The organism is Arthrobacter sp. PAMC25284 (assembly GCF_019443425.1).
GTDB classification, from domain to species: Bacteria; Actinomycetota; Actinomycetes; order Actinomycetales; family Micrococcaceae; genus Arthrobacter; species Arthrobacter oryzae_A.
The window spans coordinates 2,609,387-2,628,991 of sequence record NZ_CP080382.1 but is presented as its reverse complement, the minus strand read 5'-3'; the positions used below and the strand labels follow the sequence as shown (position 1 = coordinate 2,628,991).

Genomic DNA, 19,605 nt, shown 5'->3' with positions numbered 1-19,605 from the left:
CCTGTTCAGGCCGACGCCTCCCGGGGAACAATGGAGTATGTCTTCCGAGCGCACCAGCGGTCCAAACCCATTGCTCGTCGGGGTGCTTCCGGGACAGCACCCCGAAGTGCTCCAGACCGCGGCCTCGCTGGCCAAGCGTCTCGCCGCACCGGTTATTTGCGCCTACGTGGACGAGGCCAGCTATTTGGTGGACTGGGACCCGGCGCGTTCCATGCACCGGCTGTCGTTTCACCCCGACACGGACAAAGATGAGATTCAGGCCGTCACGCAGCAATTGCGGATCACCATCCAGGCTGCCTGCGGCGACCAGGGAATCGACTGGACATTGCGGACCCTGGGTGGAGATCCAGCCCGGGCCCTGGGCCGGCTGGCTGCGGACTCAAGCGCCGAAATCATCATCGTGGGTACCCCCGAGCGCGGTCTCGGGCACCGTCTTGCCGCGGCCCTGAACGGCTCCGTCGCGGCGTGGCTGAGCCACCACCAGGACCGTCCCATCCTCATCGTTCCCGCCCCGGCGGACCCGCTGAGGGGTCCGGAAAACTAAAGCGAAAGTAGATATTCGCGGGGGTGGTAATCGTCCTCAACCCCCCGGTAAACTTTTATTCGTAGGCGGCATGAAGGCCTACCCCAAAGTTGCTCCGGAGTGCGTATCCCCCAATAACGCACTCCGGAGCTCTTTAATGTCCGGACACTTTCCGGATTCCCCGTCTCTCTTAGGACACCTCTCCCCGGACTTGAAATATACCCCTAGGGGGTATATGTTTGGTTTATGGACGATCCCGAGGTTTCTCCCGTCTCACCGGCCGCGGACATACACCGACAGCATGGCTACGCCGGCAATAAGGACGCCTACCTGCGCCGGCTTAAGCGCATCGAAGGCCAGGTGCGCGGCATTGCCCGGATGGTCGATGAGGATAAATACTGCATCGACATCCTGACCCAGGTGGCGGCGGTCACCAAGGCCCTCCACGCCGTGAGCCTGGGCCTGGTGGAGGAACATATCGGGCACTGCGTGGTCGGAGCCGCTTCGGAACAAGATCCGGCTCTGCGCGCGGATGCCATCGACCTCAAGGTCAAAGAGGCCACCGACGCGATCGGTCGCCTGCTGCGCTAGCGGACCTGCCAACTGATGACGATGTGGCCGGTTCACCCACCGGCCCAACGATAAGGAGTTCACGATGAGTACCGTTTCCACAGTTGTCAGCGTTTCCGGTATGACCTGCGGCCATTGCGTCTCTGCCGTCAGCGAGGAACTTGAGTCGTTGGCCGGCGTTGAAACGATCGACGTCGACCTCAATGCCGGCGGCATCTCCACGGTGACCATCACGTCCACTGACAAGCTGTCCTCCGCAGAAATCGGCGAGGCGGTCGCCGAAGCCGGCTATCTGGTGGTAGCCAACGAAGCCTAAGACCGACGCCCGGCACGGCCCGCATGCCACCGAAAGGAATCTCCATGAGTAGCACCGCGAGCAGCGAGCAAGTGTTTAGTCAGACCGGCCGCCGGGCGATTGAGCTGGACATCGAGGGCATGACCTGCGCATCCTGCGTCAGCCGCATCGAGCGAAAACTCGGCAAACTCGAGGGCGTCGAAGCCTCCGTCAACCTGCCCTTGGAGTCCGCCCGGGTCGCAGTTCCGCCGGGTATCACCGATGAGCAGATCATGGCCATCGTAGCCGCCGCCGGGTACACGGCAACGGTCCGGTCTCCCGGCCACGAGGATTTGCCCGAAGCCGGGCCACAGCACCCCGCAAGCCCGGAGAATGCCGGTGGCGTGGCGGCGGAACTTCGGCCGCGGCTCATCGTGGCCACCGTATTGACCGTGCCGGTTTTCCTGATCTCGATGATCCCGGCACTCCAGTTCGCCAATTGGGGCTGGATCGCGGGGCCCCTCGCCCTCCCGGTGGCGAGCTGGGCGGCGTGGCCGTTTCACCGCGCCGCCGCCGTCAACGCGCGCCATTTTTCCTCCACGATGGACACCCTTGTGTCCGTCGGGGTGACCGCCGCCTACGCCTTCTCGGCCTGGCAGCTCCTGGCGGATCCGTCATTGACCGCACACCAGGGAATGGACGGCGAAGGGATGGAGGCCGGCGGGCTCTACTTTGAGGTCGCGTCCGTCGTCACCACGTTCCTGCTGCTGGGCCGCTACCTTGAGGCCAACGCCAAACGTAAGGCCGGAGACGCACTCAGGGCCCTCCTAAACCTTGGAGCGAAAGACGCGACCGTCCTCAGGGACGGCAGCGAGCACAATGTTCCTGCGGAACAGCTCGGGGTGGGTGATGTGATCGTGGTCCGGCCCGGCGAGAAGATCGCCACCGACGGCGTCGTCATCGAAGGAACCTCTGCCGTGGACGCCTCCCTGGTCACCGGCGAGTCCGTTCCCGTGGAGGTCGGCCCGGACAGCCCCGTCACGGGGGCCACCATAAACACCTCCGGCCGGCTCCTGGTCCGAGCCACCCGTGTGGGCACTGAAACCACACTGGCACAAATGGCGCGCCTCGTCGCCGAGGCGCAAACCGGGAAGGCGCCCATTGCCCGGCTCGCGGACCGCATCAGCGCCGTCTTCGTGCCCATCGTGTTTGGCGTGGCCGCCGTGACGTTCGCCGGGTGGCTTATCGTGGCCGGACCCGCCGTCGACGCTGCCGAACTGCGGGCTGCCTTCACGGCCGCCGTCGCCGTTCTGGTCATCGCGTGTCCTTGCGCACTGGGACTCGCCACACCCGTGGGCCTGCTGACCGGGACGGGCCGCGGAGCCCAGCTGGGCATCCTGATCAAAGGACCGGAGGTCCTTGAGGACACCCGGGGCGTGGACACTATCCTGCTCGACAAGACCGGTACCGTCACCACCGGCCACCTGGCCGTCGACGCGACCGAAACGTTCGGCACCTTCACTCCCGCCGACATTCTGCGCCTCGCCGGGGCCGTCGAATCCGCCTCTGAGCACCCCATCGCACGCGCCATCGCGGCCGCCGCAGCCGCCGCAGCCGACCCGGCCGGCCCGGCTGCAGTCCTGGAGAGCGGAACCGGACGCCTCCCCGCCGTCGCCGGCTTCCGTTCGGCGCCGGGCGGCGGCGTCCAGGGGACAGTCTCCGGGCGCCTGATTACGGCCGGGCGCACCGGCTGGCTGAAAGAAAACGGCATTGTTCCGGCCAGCGCACAGCAGGACGCCTTCCGGGCCGCAGAAGAGTCCGGCGCCACCGTCATCTGGGTCGCAGTGGACGGCGAAACCTCGGGCCTCATCAGCCTTCGGGACACCCTCAAACCGGGATCGGCAGCGGCGGTCGCAAGGTTCCGGCAGCTCGGGCTGCGGCCCATCCTGCTGACCGGAGACAACGCCGTCGTTGCTGCGCAGGTTGCCGCCGCCGTCGGGATCGATCCCCGGGATGTGTTTGCCGGTGTGCTGCCCGCAGGCAAAGTCGAGGCGGTGCGCAAGCTCCAGGCAGGCGGCGCCACAGTGGCGATGGCCGGCGACGGCGTGAATGACGCGGCGGCCCTGGCCCAGGCGGACCTGGGGATCGCCATGGGCTCCGGCACCGATGTCGCCATCGAGGCCGCCGATCTGACCGTTATGGGAAACGACCTCGGGCAGGTGGCCCAGGCCATCGAACTGTCCCGCCGGACCCTGGGCACCATCAAGACGAATCTGTTCTGGGCGTTTTTCTACAACGCGGTCGGCATTCCGGTGGCGGCCCTGGGCCTGCTCAATCCGATGATCGCCGGTGCCGCAATGGCCGCCAGTTCGGTCCTCGTAGTGGCCAACTCACTAAGGCTGCGCAGCTTCGGCAAGTAGCCGCGCCGGGCCGGTGCCGCACAATCAGGGCACCGGTTCGACGTCGTTCGCGTGGTCGAGTGCGGCCGGCGTCGCCGCCGCGTTGCGGAGTTCATCGAAGCGCACCAGCACGACGCCGCCGACGATCAGGATCCCACCGACCAACTGGATGGGACCGGGCAGTTCGCCGAGCAAGAGCCAGGCCCAAATGACTGCAAAGAGGACCTCGGTGAGTGAGACGAAGGACGCCACCTTGGATCCGAGCGCCCGGGCCGCCATAATTCCGGAGACGTACGCGAGGACGGTCGCCAGGACAACGAGTCCGGCCAGCGGGACCCACCACGGCGTGATCCATGTCCCCAGCGTCGTGTCTGCCGTGCTGAAGGCCATGGGCAGCAGGCCGGTCGCGGCCGCAAGCCACATGACGACGGCGCCCACCATGAGCCCGCCGGAGGCCAGCACGATCGGCGGCAACGTATCGTTCTCTTTGGCCGTGATGAAGAAATAAATGGCGAGGCACACAGCCGCTGCGACTCCCCACATCACGCCGATCACATCGATTTTGACCGCACCGGTAAGGTCCAGGACCAGGACGAGGCCGCCAAGGGAGAGCAAGGTGCCCGCGATGGTCAGCGGCCGGGGCCGTTTCCGGCTCGCAACCCACAGCCACAGGACGATCAGGACCGGTGCCAGGTACTCGAGAAGGAGCGCGACGCCGACCGACAGCCGGGCCACTGCGTTGAAGTAGAACAGCTGGCAGGCCGCGATGCCAATGAAGCCGAAGAGCGCGATGGTGATCCAGTTGTCCTTGAGCCGGTGCCAGCGACCGCGCAAGGCCGGGATGGCCGGGACCACGAGGATCAGTGCAGCTCCGGTGAGCCGCGCTGTGACCGCGGCGCCGGGCGTCCAGCCAGTCTCCATGAGGGCTTTCGCGAACGACCCGGAGAGGCCAAACACAGCCGAGGAGAACAGGGCAACACCCAGGCCTGAGGCCATGAACCCCGAGCCGGCGCCGCCGGAACCGTTGGGGCGGGAGGCCGGGCGTCCGGGAGCTTCAGTGATCGCGGCATCGGCGGGATTGCGTGCGGCAGACACAGCTGCCTCCTGTCAGGAGTAAAGTTGGGTTATGCTCCTGACAGTACGCCGCAAATTAGTAAGGAGTCAAGATGGTTTTTGCCCCTGACACGGAAACCGCCCTGCGGTCGGTGGTCGCTCTCATCAACACCGGCACCAACGGCGAAGAGCACCTCCCTGCGCTCGACGACCTCGACCGGTTCCTTGAGGCAGAAGGCTTCACCGGGTCGCGGTCCCGCGACGCAGCCGAACTGGCCGGCGTGCACCGGCTCCGCGACCGGCTGGCCGAGGTGTGGCTCGCGGATGAAGACACCGCCGTAGACACCGTGAACCGGCTGCTCAGGGATGCCTGCGCACTCCCCCAACTGGTCAGGCATGACCACTGGGACTGGCATCTCCACGCCACCGCACCGGAGGCTCCGCTGGCGGACCGGATGAGCACGGAGGCGGCCATGGCACTGGTGGACGTGATCCGCAGCAAGGAGTGGGACCGGCTGCTCGTGTGTGCGGCCGAGGATTGCGACGCCGTAGTGCTGGACCTCAGCCGCAACCGCTCCAAGCGCTACTGCGACACGGGAAACTGCGCGAACCGCGCCCACGTCGCGGCTTACCGGGCGCGCAAAGCCGCGTCCTGAGGGCGCCGGCCGGAACTGGTGCAGCGGCGGCGTCAGTGGCCGTTGTCGCGCAGCGGCGTCAGTGGCCGTTGTCGCGCAGCGGCGTCAGTGGCCGTTGTCGCGGGGCGGCGCGTCAGGCGCACCGGCGCCGTCCGTACCGTCCGCACGGTAGCCGTGGCCAGCGGCTGGCCGCTTGGAGCTCAGATTCACGCCGGAGCCTTTGCCGAGGTGGGCCTCGTTGGCCTTGTGGCTCATCGAGAGCATGGCGGCCACCACCAGGGTCACAATGAAGGCGATCCCGGCGCCGATCAGGGCCAAATCGAGCCGGGGCGCCTTAGCGCTGCCGCCCGAGGCGAAGATCAGCACGCCGAAGAAGGTGATGATTGCCCAGAACGCGGAGAACATAAGCGGTCCTTTGACCGAGGTCCGCAGGCTGCGCGGTTCTCCGGGTTTCTGCTGTGCCAAGATGCTTTCCTCCTGCAGCCGGCGCCCGGCGGGCCGGGGCTGACTTGTTGCCGCAATTGTTCTACGCAGGGTAGAACCTGTCGGAACTAGTTTACGGCCTTCGCGGAATCGTCCCGCGCATCGTGCCGCAGGGTCAGGCCGGCCAGGATCCACAGCACCCCGGCGATGATGGCGCCGCCGCCGGTGACGCCGAGCAGGGCATGCGGGCCGAGACCGATGAAGAACGGCAGTGCGGCCGCCGTCCCGAGTCCGATCACGCCCGAGGCGATCCAGTCGCGTGCCAGGACGGACCGGCCGCGGCCGGCAAAACCGAGATACAGTTCAGCGGCACCCGCCAGACCCAGCCCCGCGGCCGCCACGGTGCCGAATGCCAGGGCGCCGGGAACCAGCATCACGGCGGCGCCGGCGCCGACCAGGACGGAACCTGCCGCGGAAAGGACCTTGGCGGACCGCGTCCCCGCCACGAGGCCGGTCTTGTTGATGCCCCAGAACAGCACCACTCCGGTGGCTGCCAGGTAGATTCCGCCGGACAGTCCCATGCCCGTGTCCGACGGCGACGCCCAGAACACCGTCAGGGCGCCAAACGCCAAGGCTACGGCGGCCCGGAAGAGGACCGGCTTCCAGAGTTCCGCCGAGGCAGGACGGGCGGTGGTGGCATCGGGCGTTTTGGGGAAAGTCACCTGACCAGTTTAGTGCGCCCCGGTCACGCGCGGGCCCCGAGCACCATCCACCGGTCCGTGCGCGCCCGCAGGCCGAGCGTGAGTGCCCGAACCAGCATGTAGCCGAGCGAGAATGCGGCCCACACCCACAGAAGTCCCGTACCGCCGTCGGCTCCGGTCAGGTGGACGGCGAGCAACAGCGGCAGGTAGACCGCCAGGTTAATGACGCCGGCCACCGCCAGGTATTTTGCGTCGCCGGCGCCAATCAGGACGCCGTCGAGGACAAAAACGTACCCGGCGAGTGGCTGTCCGGCTGCGAGCACGAGCAGGGCGAGCGTGAGGGCTGAGGTAACGCCGGCGTCGGACGTAAAAAGCGGCCCGAGCCACGGCGCCGCCATGGCCAGCAGGGCTCCCGTGAGGACCCCGAAGCCGAGGCCCCACCGCGTCATGGTGCGCGTCAGTGCACGGGCAGCGTCCGAACGTCCGGCTCCGAGTTCCTTGCCGATCAGCGCCTGGGCCGCGATGGCGAGGGCATCCAGGGCGAAAGCCAGGAACGTGAAGATGGTCATGGCCAGCTGATGGGCGGCCAGGTTGACGGAGCCTTGGGCAGTCACGACGACGACCGTCACGAGGATCGCGATCCGCAGGCTGAGCGTCCGCAGCATCAGCCACGAGCCCACCTTGGTCATGGCCCGGATGCCGTGCCAGTCCGGCCGTAGCGGCACGCCATAATGCCGGGCGCTGCGCCGGACCATCACGACGTACACCAGGGCCATCGCCCACTGGGCAATGCTGGTGCCGACGGCGGAACCGGTCACGGACCAGTCAAGACCGTAGACCAGGACCAGGTTCAGCACGATGTTCAGCGCGAATCCGGCCGTGGCTACGACGAGCGGGGTCCGGGTGTCCTGCATCCCCCGCAGCACCCCTGTCGCGGCAAAGATGAGCAGCATGGCGACCAACCCGGGCATGGACCAGCGCAAATAGTCCACCGCAAAGGACCGCACGTCACCGCGGGCACCCATCAGTTCCAGGAGGGGTTCGGCGGCCAAAAACCCGGCGGCAGCCAGCACGAGTCCGAGCAGGAAAGCCAGCCAGACGCCGTCGCGTCCGGCCGCGAGTGCGCGCGGAAGCTTGCCCTCGCCGATGGCGCGTGCGACGGCGGGCGTTGTGGAGTAGGCGAGGAACACCATCAGCCCCACCGCCGTGTGGAGCACCGCGGATGCGAGTCCGACGCCGGCGAGCTGCGCCACGCCGAGGTGTCCGACAATCGCCGAATCCGCGAGCAGGAACAGGGGTTCAGCGACCAATGCCCCGAAGGCGGGTACGGCGAGGCGGAGGATTTCGCGGCGATGGCCGGTTGGGACTGACAGTCCGGCTGCGGCAGGTCGTGATGGTGGCACGGGTCAACCCTAGCTGGGGTGGTGGTCCCGGGCGGCACCCTGCGTCACTTAGTTGACTGTTCAACCAAGCGGGGAGATAGTTGAATCTACAACTTCAAGGATGCCGTGCGCGGCACCCGCTCCTGCCCGGAAAGGCACATCACATGAACCAGACCGCCCTGACCACCTCGGCCCGTATCATTCTCCGCGTCATTACCGGCTTTCTCTTCGCGGCCCATGGCTGGCAGAAATTCAACGAATTCACCATTGCCGGGACCCAGGCCGCCTTCGCCCAGATGGGAGTTCCGGCGGCTCAGGTGGCGGCTCCGGTCGTCGCCACGCTGGAACTTGTTGGCGGTATCGCGCTGATCGTCGGCGTGCTCACCCGCGTGTTCGCCGCCCTCCTTGCCCTGAACATGCTCGGCGCACTGTTTCTGGTGCATGCTCCGTCCGGCATCTTCGTCGAAGCCGGCGGCTTCGAGCTGGTGCTGATTCTGGCCGCCGCCGCCCTGACCGTCGCACTGGTCGGTGCGGGACGCATGTCCGCAGACCGCGCGATTTTCGGCCGCAGCACGTCCCGGCTGCGGGTCCTCGCCTAATTCCCGTCCCACAGGGCGCCGTTTATGACGCCCGGCCGGACAGGCACTTGGCCCGTCAGTAAACTCACACCATGAACGAAACTGCGGCGAACGCCGTGACCCTGCGCTTCCTGGCGGCACCCATGGACATCGGCCACAGCGGTTCCGTCGACGCCGGCACCGTGCTCGAATGGGTGGACAAGGCTGCCTACGCGGCCGCCGTCGGCTGGGCGAAGTCCTATTGCGTCACGGCCTACGTGGGCAACATCCACTTTGCCGATCCCGTCAACAGCGGCGACATGGTCGAAGTCGAAGCCACCATCGTTTACACCGGCCGATCCTCGATGCACATCCGGACCGTGGTCTCCTCGGGAGATCCCAAAGGCGGCCCGGCCACCATGCGCAGCCAGTGCATGGTGATTTTCGTGGCCGTGGGCGACGACGGGAAACCCGCACCGGTGGCGCAGTTTGAGCCCGTGACCGTCGCGGAAATCGAAGAGCGCGACCATGCGCTGGCGCGGATCAAGGTCCGCGACGACATTGTCGCCGCCATGAGCTCCCAGGAGTACACCGACGCCGGCACCGCAGAGCGTGTGGTCCTGCGGTTCATGGCTGCCCCGACCGATGTTAATTGGGGCGGAAAGGTCCACGGCGGCATTGTGATGAAGTGGATCGACGAGGCCGCCTACGTCTGCGCCTCACGGTACTGCGGGCGGGACACGGTGGCCGTGTTTTCCGGCGGAGTCCGGTTCTACCGTCCGTTGTTGATCGGCCATGTGGTGGAGGTCGAAGCCCGGCTGGTTTACACCGGGACCAAGGGCATGCACATCGCTGTCCACGTCCGCTCGGGCGACCCCAAGGGGCGCGAGCTCAACCTCACCACGTATTGCCTGACCGTGATGGTGGCACGCGATGAGCACGGGAACTCGGTCCCGATCCCGCAGTGGGTGCCGATTTCCGGAGAAGACAAACGGCTGCACGCCCACGCGCAGGAACTCCTGGAAATCCGCGGCCGCGCACCCGGGAACCGGCTGCCCAACCACCTGCTGAAAGCCGGTCCGGAGCACGCGGCAGGCTAGAAGCCGCCGCCGCCCCCGGCGTCGGCCGCCATATTCGCGAACCGTGAATAGTGGCCCTGGAAGGCCACCACTATGTCCTTGGTAGGACCGTTACGGTGCTTGGCGATCAGGATATCCGCTTCACCGGCCCGCGGGGATTCCTTGTCGTAAACATCCTCGCGGTGGAGCAGGATCACCATGTCCGCGTCCTGCTCAATGGAGCCCGATTCGCGGAGGTCGGACACCATGGGCCGCTTGTCCTGGCGCTGCTCGGAGCCACGGTTCAGCTGCGAAAGGGCGATCACGGGCACCTGGAGTTCCTTGGCCAGGAGCTTCAGGGCACGGGAGAACTCGGAGACTTCCTGCTGGCGCGATTCGACCTTTTTGCCGGAGCTCATGAGCTGCAGGTAGTCCAGGATCACGAGCTTGAGGTCGTGCTGCTGCTTCAGCCGGCGGCACTTGGCACGGATTTCCATCAACGACATGTTGGGGCTGTCATCAATAAACAGCGGGGCGTCATTCATCCGGCCCATGGTCGTGGCGATCTTGGACCATTGCTCGTCCTTGATGGTGCCCTTGCGGAGGTCCTGCAGGCCGATGGTAGCCTCGGCCGACAGCAGGCGCATCGCGATCTCGTTCCGGCCCATTTCGAGCGAGAACATCACGGTGGCGAGGTTATTCTTGATGGCCGCGGAGCGGGCAAAATCCAGCGCGAAGGTGGACTTACCCACGGCCGGGCGGGCCGCAATCACGATCATCTGTCCCGGGTGCAGGCCGTGGGTCAGTTCGTCCAGTTCGTAGAATCCGGTGGGGACCCCGGTCATTCCCTCGCCGCGGTGGCCGGACGCTTCGATCTCGTCCACGGTGGACTCCATGACGTCCTTGAGGACCACGTAGTCCTCCGCCGTGCGGCGTTCGGCCACGGCATAGATCTCGGCCTGGGCCTGATTGACCAGGTCCTCGACCTCGCCATCCTGTCCGTAGCCGAGCTGGACAATCTTGGTGCCGGCGTTGACCAGTCGCCGGAGGACCGCGCGTTCGGCCACGATCTCGGCGTAGTAGCCGGCATTGGCAGCGGTGGGAACAGTCTGGATGAGCTCATGCAGGTACGCGGGGCCACCGATCCTGTTGATCTCACCGCGTTTGGTCAGCTCATCCGATACGGTCACGGCGTCGGCCGGTTCGCCGCGGCCATAGAGGTCGATGATGGCTTCATAGATTGTCTCGTGGGCCGGACGGTAGAAGTCCTGGCCCCGCAATATCTCCACGACGTCGGCGATGGCGTCCTTGGAGAGCATCATGCCACCCAGCACGGACTGCTCGGCCGGGATGTCCTGTGGCGGTTTGCGGCTGCCTTCGGGGCCCGCGTGCGCCCTCGATGGAATCCAGATGCGTAACTGACAAAACTGCCGTCCTTCATTGTGTTTCCGCGGCGGACCAGATGTCCGCCATGGGCGCGTATGCCATGTGCCGTGCCGGCCGGTGGCGTTGATCCGGTGTGCGCGCCGGTTTCTTATCCCTGTCTACCAGCTGGCACCGACACCGTTTCCTCTGGCCAGGGTTTGGGGCGTGAGTCCGGGCCGGTCTGCGTAGTCGCGGCCGGACCGAGGGAGATTCCGATCCGGGCGGCGTCCTGGAGCGTTCGCAGCCAAAGCTTGATATCCAGCAACGTTATCCGCCCATCCGGCTACGACCAACCCGCTCATGGCGCGCACCTGTGGATAACCTGTGCACTACCGCGTGCTGCTTGTGCACAGCCTGTGGGAACACCTGTGGATAGAAAAATAGTTCCCCCGGGAATCAGGTCCTGAACTGCGGAAATACAAGGAACCGCTTGTGGACACGAAAGTTTTTCGCAAAACCTTCATCCACAGCTTGTGGCCGGAGGCTGGGGATACCCGGCCGAAACGCACCCACAAATAGCGGAAAATCTTCGCATTTCGTGACGCAACCCTCACTCGCGCCCCCGAATTGACGCCGTCTGTGATCACACTGTACGGACCGGCCCAACATGCTGTGGATAACCGCGATCTGGCATAAGCTCTAGCTATGGGCGACGTATTGCTGGTCATTTTCCCTGCCCTCGTGTTGGCAGCCGTTCTCTGGGCCGTCGCGACGGCCCTGAAACCGCGCGGCGCAGGCATCTCGGACGCGGAACTTTATCAACTCGAACTGGCCATGAAATCCGAAGAGCATGCCGCCGCACAGGTTCGTGCCGCCACAGCAGCCCGCGCGCGGATTGACGCGGCAACCCGCCCCAGCCAGAACGAACAACAGCAGACGCAGCAAGAGGTCAATGCCCGTGCGAACCGGGGATCCCGGACGGCATCCGCCTCGTTTGCCGATCACGCGGGCAACGACACACAGGTCATGCCGGGCGGGCAGTTGAATCCACAATTTGCCCTTCAGCTGCAGTCACTTGCCCGAAGCGGCAACAAGGTCCAGGCGATCAGACTGCTGCGCAAGGCCACCCACTCGGATCTCATCACCGCAAAGAACTATGTAGATCGGCTGCAGTAAATGGAAGCCCTGCTTATCCCCCTCGTGATCCTGGTGCTCGTCGGAACCGGCGTCCTGCTGGTATTTCGCGCCATGTCGACCGGCCGTAAGGCCAATCGCGGACCCGGATCAACGCTGTCCGGGACAGCACCCTCCGGGGCAGTACCGCCCGAATCCGCGGCCCGGCAGCCGGGTGGGCAGCCGGGCAGGGAGCCCGCTGAGCTTGCACGCTCGGCGGCTGCAAAACTCGATCAGGAGCAGCACCGCCTCCTCTACGCCCTGATTGCGCAGGGACAGGCAATGGCGGCCATCAAGCTCTACCTCGAGGCCACGGGGGAGGGTCTGCGGGCGTCCCGTGACGCCGTCAGCGCCCTGGCGGCGCATCCGCAGCCGTTCCAGCCGCCAGCGACCCCGCTGGACAGCGAAGACGGCCAGGACGACGACGAGCCGCAGCGCTTCCCGTACCGCTACCGCGCCATTGCCAGCAAAGGCGACGTCACCCGTGAGGTCAGCAGCAACATGCTCAACGACGAGATCTACGGCAGGATCCGCACCCTGGCCAGAAGCGGCGACACCGAGGGCGCCGTCAGGGCCCTCACCCGCCATTCGGACATCTCGACGAAGCAGGGCCCGGGAGTTCATCGCCCTCCTCGACGACTGACGTCCCCGCCCATTGTTTTCCGGCACGCTGCGGCTGGCGAGGGCCTCCGTTCAGTGTCCCGCGGAGATACCGGCCAGCATTTGTTCAAAGGGCAGCGACTCCGGCGGCGAAGGCTTCCGCCCGGGTTCAGTGCTCTGGAGCAGGCCGGCGAATTCCGCCGCGGCCCGGGCAACCCGGCGGGAGAGCGGCGAACCGCCGTCGCCGCCGTTCCCCCAGTCCTGTGGTCCGGCGAAGACCGCGGTGGCCGCAATACGCGCGCGGAGATAGGTGAAGAGCGGCCGCATGGCGAAGTCCAGCACCATCTGGTGCCGGTCCGTGCCGGCGGTGGCACCGAGAAGGACGGCCTTGCCCTCCAGTGAACCGGGCGCCAGGATGTCGATGAACGATTTGAACAGTCCGCTGTACGAGGCACTGAACACCGGGCTCACGGCAATCACGCCATCGGAGGCCTCGACCCGGGCAATCATTTCCGCGAGGCGGGGTGCGGCGAAGCCTGTCACGAAGTTGTTGGCAATTTCCACGGCGTGCTCGCGCAGCTCCACCACCTCGACTGTGGCGGTGATCCCGGCGGCCGAGAGACTGCTTTGGGCAGCGGCTGCCAATCGGTCTGCCAGCAAGCGGCTCGACGACGGGACGCCGAGCCCGGCGGTAAGGACAGTTATGCGGCGCGCTTCCACGGCGTTCTCCATTCGAAGTAACTGTATGCATTTGCATCTACTGGGATAAGTCGCAGCCTTCGGTGTTTATTCCCCTCCGCGGCTGACAATGCCGGCTCTGTCTGCCACAATCGCGGAATGGCTGAGAATGTAACCCGCCCAACCGATGCCTCCGTTATGGACTTCCTTGCCGCCGTCGAGCACCCCGTCAGGCGCGCCGACGGACTCCGGCTCCTCGCCCTCATGGCGGAGATCACCGGGGAGCAGCCCCGGATGTGGGGACCAACGATTGTGGGCTTCGGCCAGTATCACTACAAATACGAGACCGGACGCGAAGGGGATGCAGCCGCCGTCGGCTTTTCACCACGGAAGGCCAGCCTGTCGATCTACGGCGCCACGTACAGCCCGGAAGCCGCCGGACTTCTCGAACGCCTGGGCAAACACAAGACCGGCGCCGGCTGCCTGTATGTGAATAAACTCGCCGACGTGGACGAAGCCGTCCTCCGGGAACTGATCCGAACCGGTTACCGGCATATCACCACCGTGCTGCACCAGTCCTGACCGCAACGCGGTGCCACTTCCGGCCCGTTGCCGCGCCCTTTATGGACCAAAAGTGATCCCGCGGTGGGGCGGCCGGGCACGAAAAAGCCCCCGTGTTCAATTCCTGGAGGAACCGAAGACGGGGGCTTTTCAGCAGTTCAGGACTGCTTAGCCAAAACGGCGGTAGTCGAAGTGATTACTTGCCTGCGACTACGTCGAGTTCGATCACAGCGGCAACGTCGTCGTGCAGACGAACGTTGGCCTGGTAGGAGCCAACCGACTTGATGTGTGCTGGCAGTTCAACCTTGCGCTTGTCGATGCGGCCAAGGCCAGCGGCCTCAACAGCGTCGGCCACGTCGCCCTGCTTGACGGTGCCGAACAGACGTCCGGTCTCGCCAGCCTTGACAACGAGCTTGACCGGCTTGGCGGAGAGTGCAGCGGCCTGCTTCTGAGCGTCTTCCAGGGAAGCGTGCTCGCGGGCAGCGCGGGCAGCCTTGATGGACTGAACCTGCTTCTCGCCGCCCTTGGACCAGGTCAGAGCGAAGTTGCGGGGCAGCAGGTAGTTACGTGCGTAACCGTCCTTGACCTCGACAACATCGCCAGCAGCACCGAGACCGGTTACTTCGTGGGTCAGAATGAGCTTTGCCATGTTAGTTAATCCCTTCCTTAGCCGCGGCCAGCGCCGGAGTAAGGCAGCAGAGCAACTTCGCGGGCGTTCTTGATTGCCTGGGCGATCTTGCGCTGTTCCTGCACCGTGACGCCAGTGACGCGACGGGCGCGGATCTTTCCGCGGTCGGAGATGAACTTGCGCAGCAATGCTACGTCCTTGTAGTCGATGACAGTGATGTCAGCGGCCTTCAAGGGGTTGGACTTTGGTTTGGGCTTACGGAGTTCAGCCTTAGCCATCGTGGAGCTCCTATTCGATGGAGCCCGTGGATATTGATCCACGGGATGGTGGTGGTCCGGCGGCATGAGCCCCCGCGCGCCTCGCGGCGCCTCGGCGGCTGATGTTGCCGGACCCTAGATGTTGTTTAGAAGGGAGGTTCGGAATCCGGGCCGTTGCCCCAGCCGCCGGCATTGCTGACCCCGGGCGTGGCCCAAGGATCTTCCTGCGCTGCGGGCTGGTTGCCGCCCCATGTCCCACCGGAGTTGCCGCCCTGGTTTCCACCAGAGCCGCCGCCGCTGTTGCCGCCACCAAAGCCGCCCTGGCCACCCTGACCGCCGGAGCGCTGGGTGCGGTTGACTTTGGCATTGGCGTAGCGCAGGCTCGGGCCGATTTCATCGACCTCGAGCTCGATAACGGTGCGCTTCTCGCCTTCTTTTGTTTCGTAGGAACGGCTCTTCAAACGGCCGTTGACAATCACACGCATACCCTTTGTCAGGGATTCGGCGACGTTTTCGGCTGCTTCACGCCAAACCGATGCGCGGAGGAACAGGGTTTCCCCGTCCTTCCACTCATTGGACTGGCGATCAAAGGTGCGCGGGGTGGAAGCGATGGTGAAGTTTGCCACGGCCGAACCTGACGGTGTGAACCTCAGTTCGGGGTCACTGGTGAGATTACCGATGACCGTAATAGTGGTTTCGCCTGCCATCTACTGCCTCCTTGTTCGTTCCTGCGGGGGTGAAGCGGAAAATCGTGGGCTGAAATTACTCAGCAACAACCTTCTGTACTTCGGGGCGGGTGATCTTGGTGCGCATGATGGTCTCGTTGAGACTCAGCTGGCGGTCAAGTTCCTTGGAGGTAGCCGGCTCGGCGGTGAAGTTCACCACGGCGTAGATACCTTCGGTCTTCTTCTGGATTTCGTATGCCAGGCGACGGCGGCCCCAGATGTCAACCTTTTCGATGGTTCCACCATCGTTGGTGATGACACTCAGGAACTTCTGAAGCGTTGGCTCGACGGTGCGCTCTTCGACCTCGGGGTCGATGATTACCATCAATTCGTAAGGACGCATATGTGAACCCACCTCCTTTGGGCTAAGCGGTTACGGCATTTCCGTAACAGGAGGTTCATTTGCGGTGTCTTGCGCTGGACTTCCACCGGAACGGTGTCAGGTCGCAGCACAGACTTCACTATCTTAGGGCATCTGGGCTGGATTCGGCGATTCCATGCCCCACGGTAGGCGCAGCCGGGCCGAGGCATCAACACCCGCAGCCGGGCATGTAGAAAACCCGGCAGGCGGTGCATCCGGCAGGCCATGATCAGGCCAGGGGGTTCCTCATCCTGACCTTCACGGCGAACGTTGTGGTCCAGATTGCCGCCTGCGCCGGGCTATGCCGGCGTGCGGAAGAACAACTCCGTGACCTCGGCCAGCCGGTACGGATCGTCGACGCCGCACAGCTCACGCGCCGAGTGCATCGAGAGCAGGGGAACGCCGACGTCGACCGTCCGTATGCCCAGCCGGGTGGCCGTCAGCGGGCCGATCGTCGAACCGCACGGCATCACATTGTTGGAGGCGAACTCCTGATACGGAATCCCCGCGTCACCGCAGAGCCGTGCCCAGCGAGCGGCACCATGTGCGTCGGTCGCGTAGCGCTGGTTGGCGTTGATCTTCAACAGCGGGCCGCCGTTGAGCACCGGGCGGTTGACCGGATCGTGGCGCTCCGGGTAGTTGGGGTGGACGGCATGGCCGGCGTCGGCCGAGACGCAGAACGAGGCCGCAAACGCCTGCCGCCGCTGGCTCGCCGAGGCGCCCAGTCCGTCGGAAATACGCACCAGCACATCCTCAAGGATGGGTCCGCTGGCGCCGGAACGGGACGCGGAACCGATTTCCTCGTGGTCGAAGGCGGCCAGTACGGCGATCGGGGCGCCGTCCGGAAGCGCCGATGCGGCGTGCGCGATCAATGCCGTGAGCCCGGCATGGGTTGCCGAGAGGTTGTCGAGCCGGCCGGAGGCGAAGAACTCGCCCTTGGCCCCGAACACGGCCGGCGTCTGCGTGTCCGCGATGACGACGTCGTACCCGCCGATCCGGGCGGGATCCACGCTGGCTCCGGCAACCTTCCCGGCGAGCAGCGCCAGCAGGTCCGCATCGGCCGGATCCCCGAGTCCGAAGACCGGGTTCATGTGCTGCTGCTTGTCCAGGGTCAGCCCGTCATTGACGGAGCGGTCCAGGTGGATGGCGAGCTGGGGAAAGCGCAGCAGCGGGCCGGTGGCGGTGAGATGCTCGGTGCCGTCCAGCATCACGAGACGGCCGGCAAGCTGGAGTTCGCGGTCCAGCCACGAGTTCAGCAGTGGTCCGCCGTAAACTTCGACGCCGGCCTGCAGCCAGCCGAGCTTGCCCGTGGTGGGCTTCGGTTTGAGCTTGAATGAGGGCGAATCGGTGTGGGCTCCCAGGATGTTGAATCCGGTGGTGGGTCCAGCGTCGGCCGGTGCCACCCACGCGATCAGGGCACCGTCGCGGATGATGTAGAACTTTCCGGCACCGGACCCACCCGGGGTTCCGGCAACAGGCCACGGCTGCAACTCATCCAGTCCGGTGAAGCCCGCCGAGTCCAGCCGCCGGGCGGCCTCGTGCGCGGCGTGGAAACTCGACGGCGACGCGGTGACATACGCCCCGAGGTCCCGTATGTGGTCAGCGGCTGTGCTCTGGGTCGGCATGGCTCCGAGTCTAGCGCTGCCCCGGATGCGGTCCGTTCCGTCCTGGTGTGCCGCTGCGGGGCCGAGGGGTGCCGGTCCCGGACGGGACATGCCCTCCCCTATCCGCCAGGAATGGACATAGCGGCAGTATGTCCATTCCCTGGCGCGGGGGAGGGCATGTCCGGTGGTTGCCGGTGGGCTGAGGCGAGAGGGCCGACGCGGGCCGGCCGGGCTAGACGTCACGTTTCTTCAGCAGGATCCCGGCCAGCAGCACCGGAACCGCCACCCAGGCGCCCAGAACCAGGGCGGCCTGCCACACTTCCAGCGTGTCGGGGACATGTTCTACTGCGGTCAGCGGGTCCAACGTATTGCCGGGCAGGTACTTCCGGGCCTCCACGAAGAAGTCTCCCGGAATCAGCTGGAAGGCAATCGGCGCCACAAAGAACAGCCCGACCAGGCTCATGATGCCCCCGGCAGAGTTGCGGATCAACGTGCCCAGGGCCATGCCGATCGCTGCGACGGCCGCCACGTACAGGCTGTTGACCAGCATCAGTTTGATCGACTGGGGGCTCGCCAGATCCAGCGGGAGGTTGTAGGTACCCAGGATTGGGAGAGCCACCAGGCCCGCCATATATACCCCCACAAGGGTGAGTACAAAGGCCGTCACCGTGACCACGATCAGTTTGGCGACGAAGGCCGGCGTCCGGCGCGGTACGGCGGCGAAGGTGGAACGGGCCATGCCGGTCGTGAACTCTGAGCTCATTAACAACACGCCCAGCGCGCCGAGGATCAGCTGCGCGAAGAGGACGCCGGAGGTTGGGGCGCCCAGGGCGAGCTCTGCCCCCTGGTCGGCAAAAGCAGCCCCGGCCCGCGGATTTGTCGCGGCGGCCTCGGAGAATGTGCCGGTTCCCCAGGCCGAAAGGGCACCGAAACCGACCAGGACCAGCATGGTGGCTCCCAGCAGCATCAGCGTGGAGAACAGCGTGCGGAACTTGATGAACTCGGAATTCAACACCCGCAGGAAGGACGGGCCTGCTCCAACGTCGGGAACCCCGGGGCTGCTGGTACTGGAAGTGCGCGAGCCGCCGCCTGCAGCAGTGGTGTCGAGGGCTGAATGGCTCATGGGCTAGTTACCTCCGGGCTGCACGGGAGCTGCGCCCGCGGTGATGTGTGAGTGGTATTCGACTTCGTCCTTGGTCAGTTCCATGTAGGCCTCTTCGAGGCTGACCTGGAGCGGGGTGAGTTCGTAAATCATGACCCGGCCGTCCAGGGCAGCACGCGCAATCTGCCGCGGATCCAGACCCGTGACTTCCAGCAGTTCGTTTTCCTGCCGCGCCACGGTAACGCCGGTTCCGGCCAGCAATTGCTGAAGCTGATCCGGCTGGTCGGTGCGGACGCGGGTTCTGCTCAGGCCCTGGCCGGCAATGATGTCCCGGATCGGGGCGTCGGCGATGATCCGTCCCCGTCCAATCACAATCAGGTGGTCCGCGGTGACGGCCATTTCGCTCATCAGGTGGCTGGAGAGGAACACCGTGCGGCCCTCCGATGCCAGGTGCTTGGCCAGGGTCCGGACCCAGACGACGCCTTCCGGGTCGAGGCCATTGACGGGTTCGTCCAAAATAATGGTCTGCGGGTCGCCCAGCAGCGCGGCCGCGATGCCCAGCCGCTGGCCCATGCCGAGGGAGAACCCCTTGACCTTTTTCTTGGCCACCTCGGTCAGCCCGGTCATTTCAATGACATCGTGCACGCGCTTCCTGGGGATGCCGTGCGTGGCCGCCATCGCCAGCAGGTGGTTGTAGGCGGAACGGCCGGTGTGGACGGCTTTGGCATCCAGCAGCGCGCCGATCTCACGCAGCGGGGCGGCATGCCGGTCAAACGGGACGCCATTAACCGTGGCGGTGCCCGACGTTGGCCGGTCAAGTCCCATAATCATGCGCATGGTGGTGGATTTGCCTGCGCCGTTGGGGCCCAGGAAGCCGGTGATCCGCCCGGCCTCGACGGTGAAGTTCACGCCGGCGACGGCGGTCTTGTCGCCGTAGACCTTCGTCAGGTTTCGTGCTTCGATCATGGAAGCGTTC

Annotated in this window: 21 protein-coding genes and 2 pseudogenes; 10 read left to right on the top strand and 13 right to left on the bottom strand. The window is 65.5% G+C overall.

All coding sequences use genetic code 11. The features are described 5' to 3' along the window. The first annotated feature begins 37 nt into the window (after positions 1–37). The 4 genes from KY499_RS12170 to KY499_RS12155 all read left to right on the top strand — a co-directional run bounded on the left by KY499_RS12170 (position 38) and on the right by KY499_RS12155 (position 3,787). Positions 38–544 (top strand): universal stress protein, encoded by a 507-nt coding sequence (locus KY499_RS12170; protein WP_123253881.1) that lies wholly within the window; start codon positions 38–40, stop codon positions 542–544. A 225-nt stretch (positions 545–769) separates the two neighbouring features. Continuing rightward, the gene (locus KY499_RS12165) at positions 770–1,114 is read left to right on the top strand and encodes a metal-sensitive transcriptional regulator (RefSeq protein WP_219885488.1); all 345 of its coding nucleotides are present in this window, start codon (positions 770–772) and stop codon (positions 1,112–1,114) included. 64 nt (positions 1,115–1,178) lie between these two features. Beyond that, positions 1,179–1,409, top strand: a complete 231-nt coding sequence (locus KY499_RS12160) for a heavy-metal-associated domain-containing protein (protein ID WP_123253883.1) — start codon at positions 1,179–1,181, stop codon at positions 1,407–1,409. Between the two features lie 44 nt (positions 1,410–1,453). After that, positions 1,454–3,787 carry a cation-translocating P-type ATPase gene (locus KY499_RS12155; RefSeq protein WP_219885487.1) on the top strand — a complete coding sequence of 778 codons (2,334 nt, stop codon included), beginning with the start codon at positions 1,454–1,456 and terminating at the stop codon, positions 3,785–3,787. A 24-nt stretch (positions 3,788–3,811) separates the two neighbouring features. Here KY499_RS12155 and KY499_RS12150 read toward each other — a convergent pair whose 3' ends face one another. After that, the gene (locus tag KY499_RS12150; RefSeq protein ID WP_219886996.1) at positions 3,812–4,762 is read right to left on the bottom strand and encodes a DMT family transporter; all 951 of its coding nucleotides are present in this window, start codon (positions 4,760–4,762) and stop codon (positions 3,812–3,814) included. A gap of 170 nt (positions 4,763–4,932) precedes the next feature. On the opposite strand from KY499_RS12150, the gene KY499_RS12145 reads away from it, so the two are divergent. Further along, the gene (locus KY499_RS12145) at positions 4,933–5,475 is read left to right on the top strand and encodes a CGNR zinc finger domain-containing protein (RefSeq protein ID WP_123253885.1); all 543 of its coding nucleotides are present in this window, start codon (positions 4,933–4,935) and stop codon (positions 5,473–5,475) included. An 84-nt stretch (positions 5,476–5,559) separates the two neighbouring features. Here KY499_RS12145 and KY499_RS12140 read toward each other — a convergent pair whose 3' ends face one another. From KY499_RS12140 to KY499_RS12130, 3 genes are all read right to left on the bottom strand, one after another. After that, positions 5,560–5,919, bottom strand: a complete 360-nt coding sequence (locus KY499_RS12140) for a hypothetical protein (protein ID WP_123253886.1) — start codon at positions 5,917–5,919, stop codon at positions 5,560–5,562. A gap of 86 nt (positions 5,920–6,005) precedes the next feature. Further along, positions 6,006–6,599, bottom strand: a complete 594-nt coding sequence (locus KY499_RS12135; RefSeq protein ID WP_123253887.1) for a hypothetical protein — start codon at positions 6,597–6,599, stop codon at positions 6,006–6,008. A 23-nt stretch (positions 6,600–6,622) separates the two neighbouring features. After that, positions 6,623–7,981 carry an MATE family efflux transporter gene (locus tag KY499_RS12130; protein WP_258190745.1) on the bottom strand — a complete coding sequence of 453 codons (1,359 nt, stop codon included), beginning with the start codon at positions 7,979–7,981 and terminating at the stop codon, positions 6,623–6,625. Positions 7,982–8,124: 143 nt separating this feature from the next. Here KY499_RS12130 and KY499_RS12125 point away from each other — a divergent pair, with 143 nt between their 5' ends. Both KY499_RS12125 and KY499_RS12120 read left to right on the top strand, forming a co-directional pair. Beyond that, positions 8,125–8,559, top strand: a complete 435-nt coding sequence (locus KY499_RS12125) for a DoxX family protein (protein WP_123253888.1) — start codon at positions 8,125–8,127, stop codon at positions 8,557–8,559. A gap of 71 nt (positions 8,560–8,630) precedes the next feature. Continuing rightward, entirely contained in the window at positions 8,631–9,617 is a 987-nt protein-coding gene (locus KY499_RS12120) for an acyl-CoA thioesterase (RefSeq protein ID WP_219885486.1), read from the top strand. On the opposite strand, the pseudogene dnaB reads toward KY499_RS12120, so the two are convergent. Continuing rightward, positions 9,614–11,000 (bottom strand): annotated as a pseudogene (gene dnaB, locus KY499_RS12115) (replicative DNA helicase). The gene KY499_RS12120 and the pseudogene dnaB overlap by 4 nt on opposite strands. Positions 11,001–11,645: 645 nt before the next feature. Here dnaB and KY499_RS12110 point away from each other — a divergent pair. Both KY499_RS12110 and KY499_RS18285 read left to right on the top strand, forming a co-directional pair. Then, complete coding sequence (locus tag KY499_RS12110) at positions 11,646–12,116, top strand: hypothetical protein (protein ID WP_123253891.1); 471 nt, start codon at positions 11,646–11,648, stop codon at positions 12,114–12,116. After that, a pseudogene (locus tag KY499_RS18285) lies at positions 12,117–12,756 on the top strand (hypothetical protein). A gap of 50 nt (positions 12,757–12,806) precedes the next feature. Here KY499_RS18285 and KY499_RS12100 read toward each other — a convergent pair. Further along, positions 12,807–13,433: a CE1759 family FMN reductase gene (locus KY499_RS12100; protein WP_219886994.1), complete on the bottom strand. Its 627-nt coding sequence runs from the start codon at positions 13,431–13,433 to the stop codon at positions 12,807–12,809. A gap of 117 nt (positions 13,434–13,550) precedes the next feature. On the opposite strand from KY499_RS12100, the gene KY499_RS12095 reads away from it, so the two are divergent. Further along, positions 13,551–13,973 (top strand): DUF1801 domain-containing protein, encoded by a 423-nt coding sequence (locus tag KY499_RS12095; protein ID WP_123253893.1) that lies wholly within the window; start codon positions 13,551–13,553, stop codon positions 13,971–13,973. A gap of 175 nt (positions 13,974–14,148) precedes the next feature. Here the strand turns inward: KY499_RS12095 and rplI are convergent, their stop codons facing one another. The 7 genes from rplI to KY499_RS12060 form a co-directional block, all read right to left on the bottom strand. After that, the gene (gene rplI, locus KY499_RS12090) at positions 14,149–14,601 is read right to left on the bottom strand and encodes a 50S ribosomal protein L9 (RefSeq protein ID WP_123253894.1); all 453 of its coding nucleotides are present in this window, start codon (positions 14,599–14,601) and stop codon (positions 14,149–14,151) included. Between the two features lie 17 nt (positions 14,602–14,618). Further along, on the bottom strand, positions 14,619–14,858 hold the full coding sequence (rpsR, locus tag KY499_RS12085) for a 30S ribosomal protein S18 (RefSeq protein ID WP_003800144.1): 240 nt from the start codon (positions 14,856–14,858) through the stop codon (positions 14,619–14,621). A gap of 125 nt (positions 14,859–14,983) precedes the next feature. Then, on the bottom strand, positions 14,984–15,544 hold the full coding sequence (locus KY499_RS12080) for a single-stranded DNA-binding protein (protein WP_219885484.1): 561 nt from the start codon (positions 15,542–15,544) through the stop codon (positions 14,984–14,986). Positions 15,545–15,599: 55 nt separating this feature from the next. Continuing rightward, positions 15,600–15,905 carry a 30S ribosomal protein S6 gene (gene rpsF, locus KY499_RS12075; protein WP_123253896.1) on the bottom strand — a complete coding sequence of 102 codons (306 nt, stop codon included), beginning with the start codon at positions 15,903–15,905 and terminating at the stop codon, positions 15,600–15,602. 317 nt (positions 15,906–16,222) lie between these two features. Beyond that, complete coding sequence (locus tag KY499_RS12070) at positions 16,223–17,548, bottom strand: M18 family aminopeptidase (protein ID WP_123253897.1); 1,326 nt, start codon at positions 17,546–17,548, stop codon at positions 16,223–16,225. 211 nt (positions 17,549–17,759) lie between these two features. Further along, on the bottom strand, positions 17,760–18,650 hold the full coding sequence (locus KY499_RS12065; protein WP_258190744.1) for an ABC transporter permease: 891 nt from the start codon (positions 18,648–18,650) through the stop codon (positions 17,760–17,762). 3 nt (positions 18,651–18,653) lie between these two features. Continuing rightward, entirely contained in the window at positions 18,654–19,595 is a 942-nt protein-coding gene (locus KY499_RS12060; RefSeq protein WP_219885483.1) for an ABC transporter ATP-binding protein, read from the bottom strand. Positions 19,596–19,605: the final 10 nt, after the last annotated feature.

Bases quoted from the DNA above. Each gene is read 5' to 3' on its own strand.
- KY499_RS12170 (WP_123253881.1), top strand. From the start codon at position 38: ATGTCTTCCGAGCGCACCAGCGGTCCAAACCCATTGCTCGTCGGGGTG.
- KY499_RS12165 (WP_219885488.1), top strand. From the start codon at position 770: ATGGACGATCCCGAGGTTTCTCCCGTCTCACCGGCCGCGGACATACAC.
- KY499_RS12160 (WP_123253883.1), top strand. From the start codon at position 1,179: ATGAGTACCGTTTCCACAGTTGTCAGCGTTTCCGGTATGACCTGCGGC.
- KY499_RS12155 (WP_219885487.1), top strand. From the start codon at position 1,454: ATGAGTAGCACCGCGAGCAGCGAGCAAGTGTTTAGTCAGACCGGCCGC.
- KY499_RS12150 (WP_219886996.1), bottom strand. From the start codon at position 4,762: ATGGCCTCAGGCCTGGGTGTTGCCCTGTTCTCCTCGGCTGTGTTTGGC.
- KY499_RS12145 (WP_123253885.1), top strand. From the start codon at position 4,933: ATGGTTTTTGCCCCTGACACGGAAACCGCCCTGCGGTCGGTGGTCGCT.
- KY499_RS12125 (WP_123253888.1), top strand. From the start codon at position 8,125: ATGAACCAGACCGCCCTGACCACCTCGGCCCGTATCATTCTCCGCGTC.
- KY499_RS12120 (WP_219885486.1), top strand. From the start codon at position 8,631: ATGAACGAAACTGCGGCGAACGCCGTGACCCTGCGCTTCCTGGCGGCA.
- KY499_RS12110 (WP_123253891.1), top strand. From the start codon at position 11,646: ATGGGCGACGTATTGCTGGTCATTTTCCCTGCCCTCGTGTTGGCAGCC.
- KY499_RS12095 (WP_123253893.1), top strand. From the start codon at position 13,551: ATGGCTGAGAATGTAACCCGCCCAACCGATGCCTCCGTTATGGACTTC.
- rplI (WP_123253894.1), bottom strand. From the start codon at position 14,601: ATGGCAAAGCTCATTCTGACCCACGAAGTAACCGGTCTCGGTGCTGCT.
- rpsR (WP_003800144.1), bottom strand. From the start codon at position 14,858: ATGGCTAAGGCTGAACTCCGTAAGCCCAAACCAAAGTCCAACCCCTTG.
- KY499_RS12080 (WP_219885484.1), bottom strand. From the start codon at position 15,544: ATGGCAGGCGAAACCACTATTACGGTCATCGGTAATCTCACCAGTGAC.
- rpsF (WP_123253896.1), bottom strand. From the start codon at position 15,905: ATGCGTCCTTACGAATTGATGGTAATCATCGACCCCGAGGTCGAAGAG.
- KY499_RS12070 (WP_123253897.1), bottom strand. From the start codon at position 17,548: ATGCCGACCCAGAGCACAGCCGCTGACCACATACGGGACCTCGGGGCG.
- KY499_RS12065 (WP_258190744.1), bottom strand. From the start codon at position 18,650: ATGAGCCATTCAGCCCTCGACACCACTGCTGCAGGCGGCGGCTCGCGC.
- KY499_RS12060 (WP_219885483.1), bottom strand. From the start codon at position 19,595: ATGATCGAAGCACGAAACCTGACGAAGGTCTACGGCGACAAGACCGCC.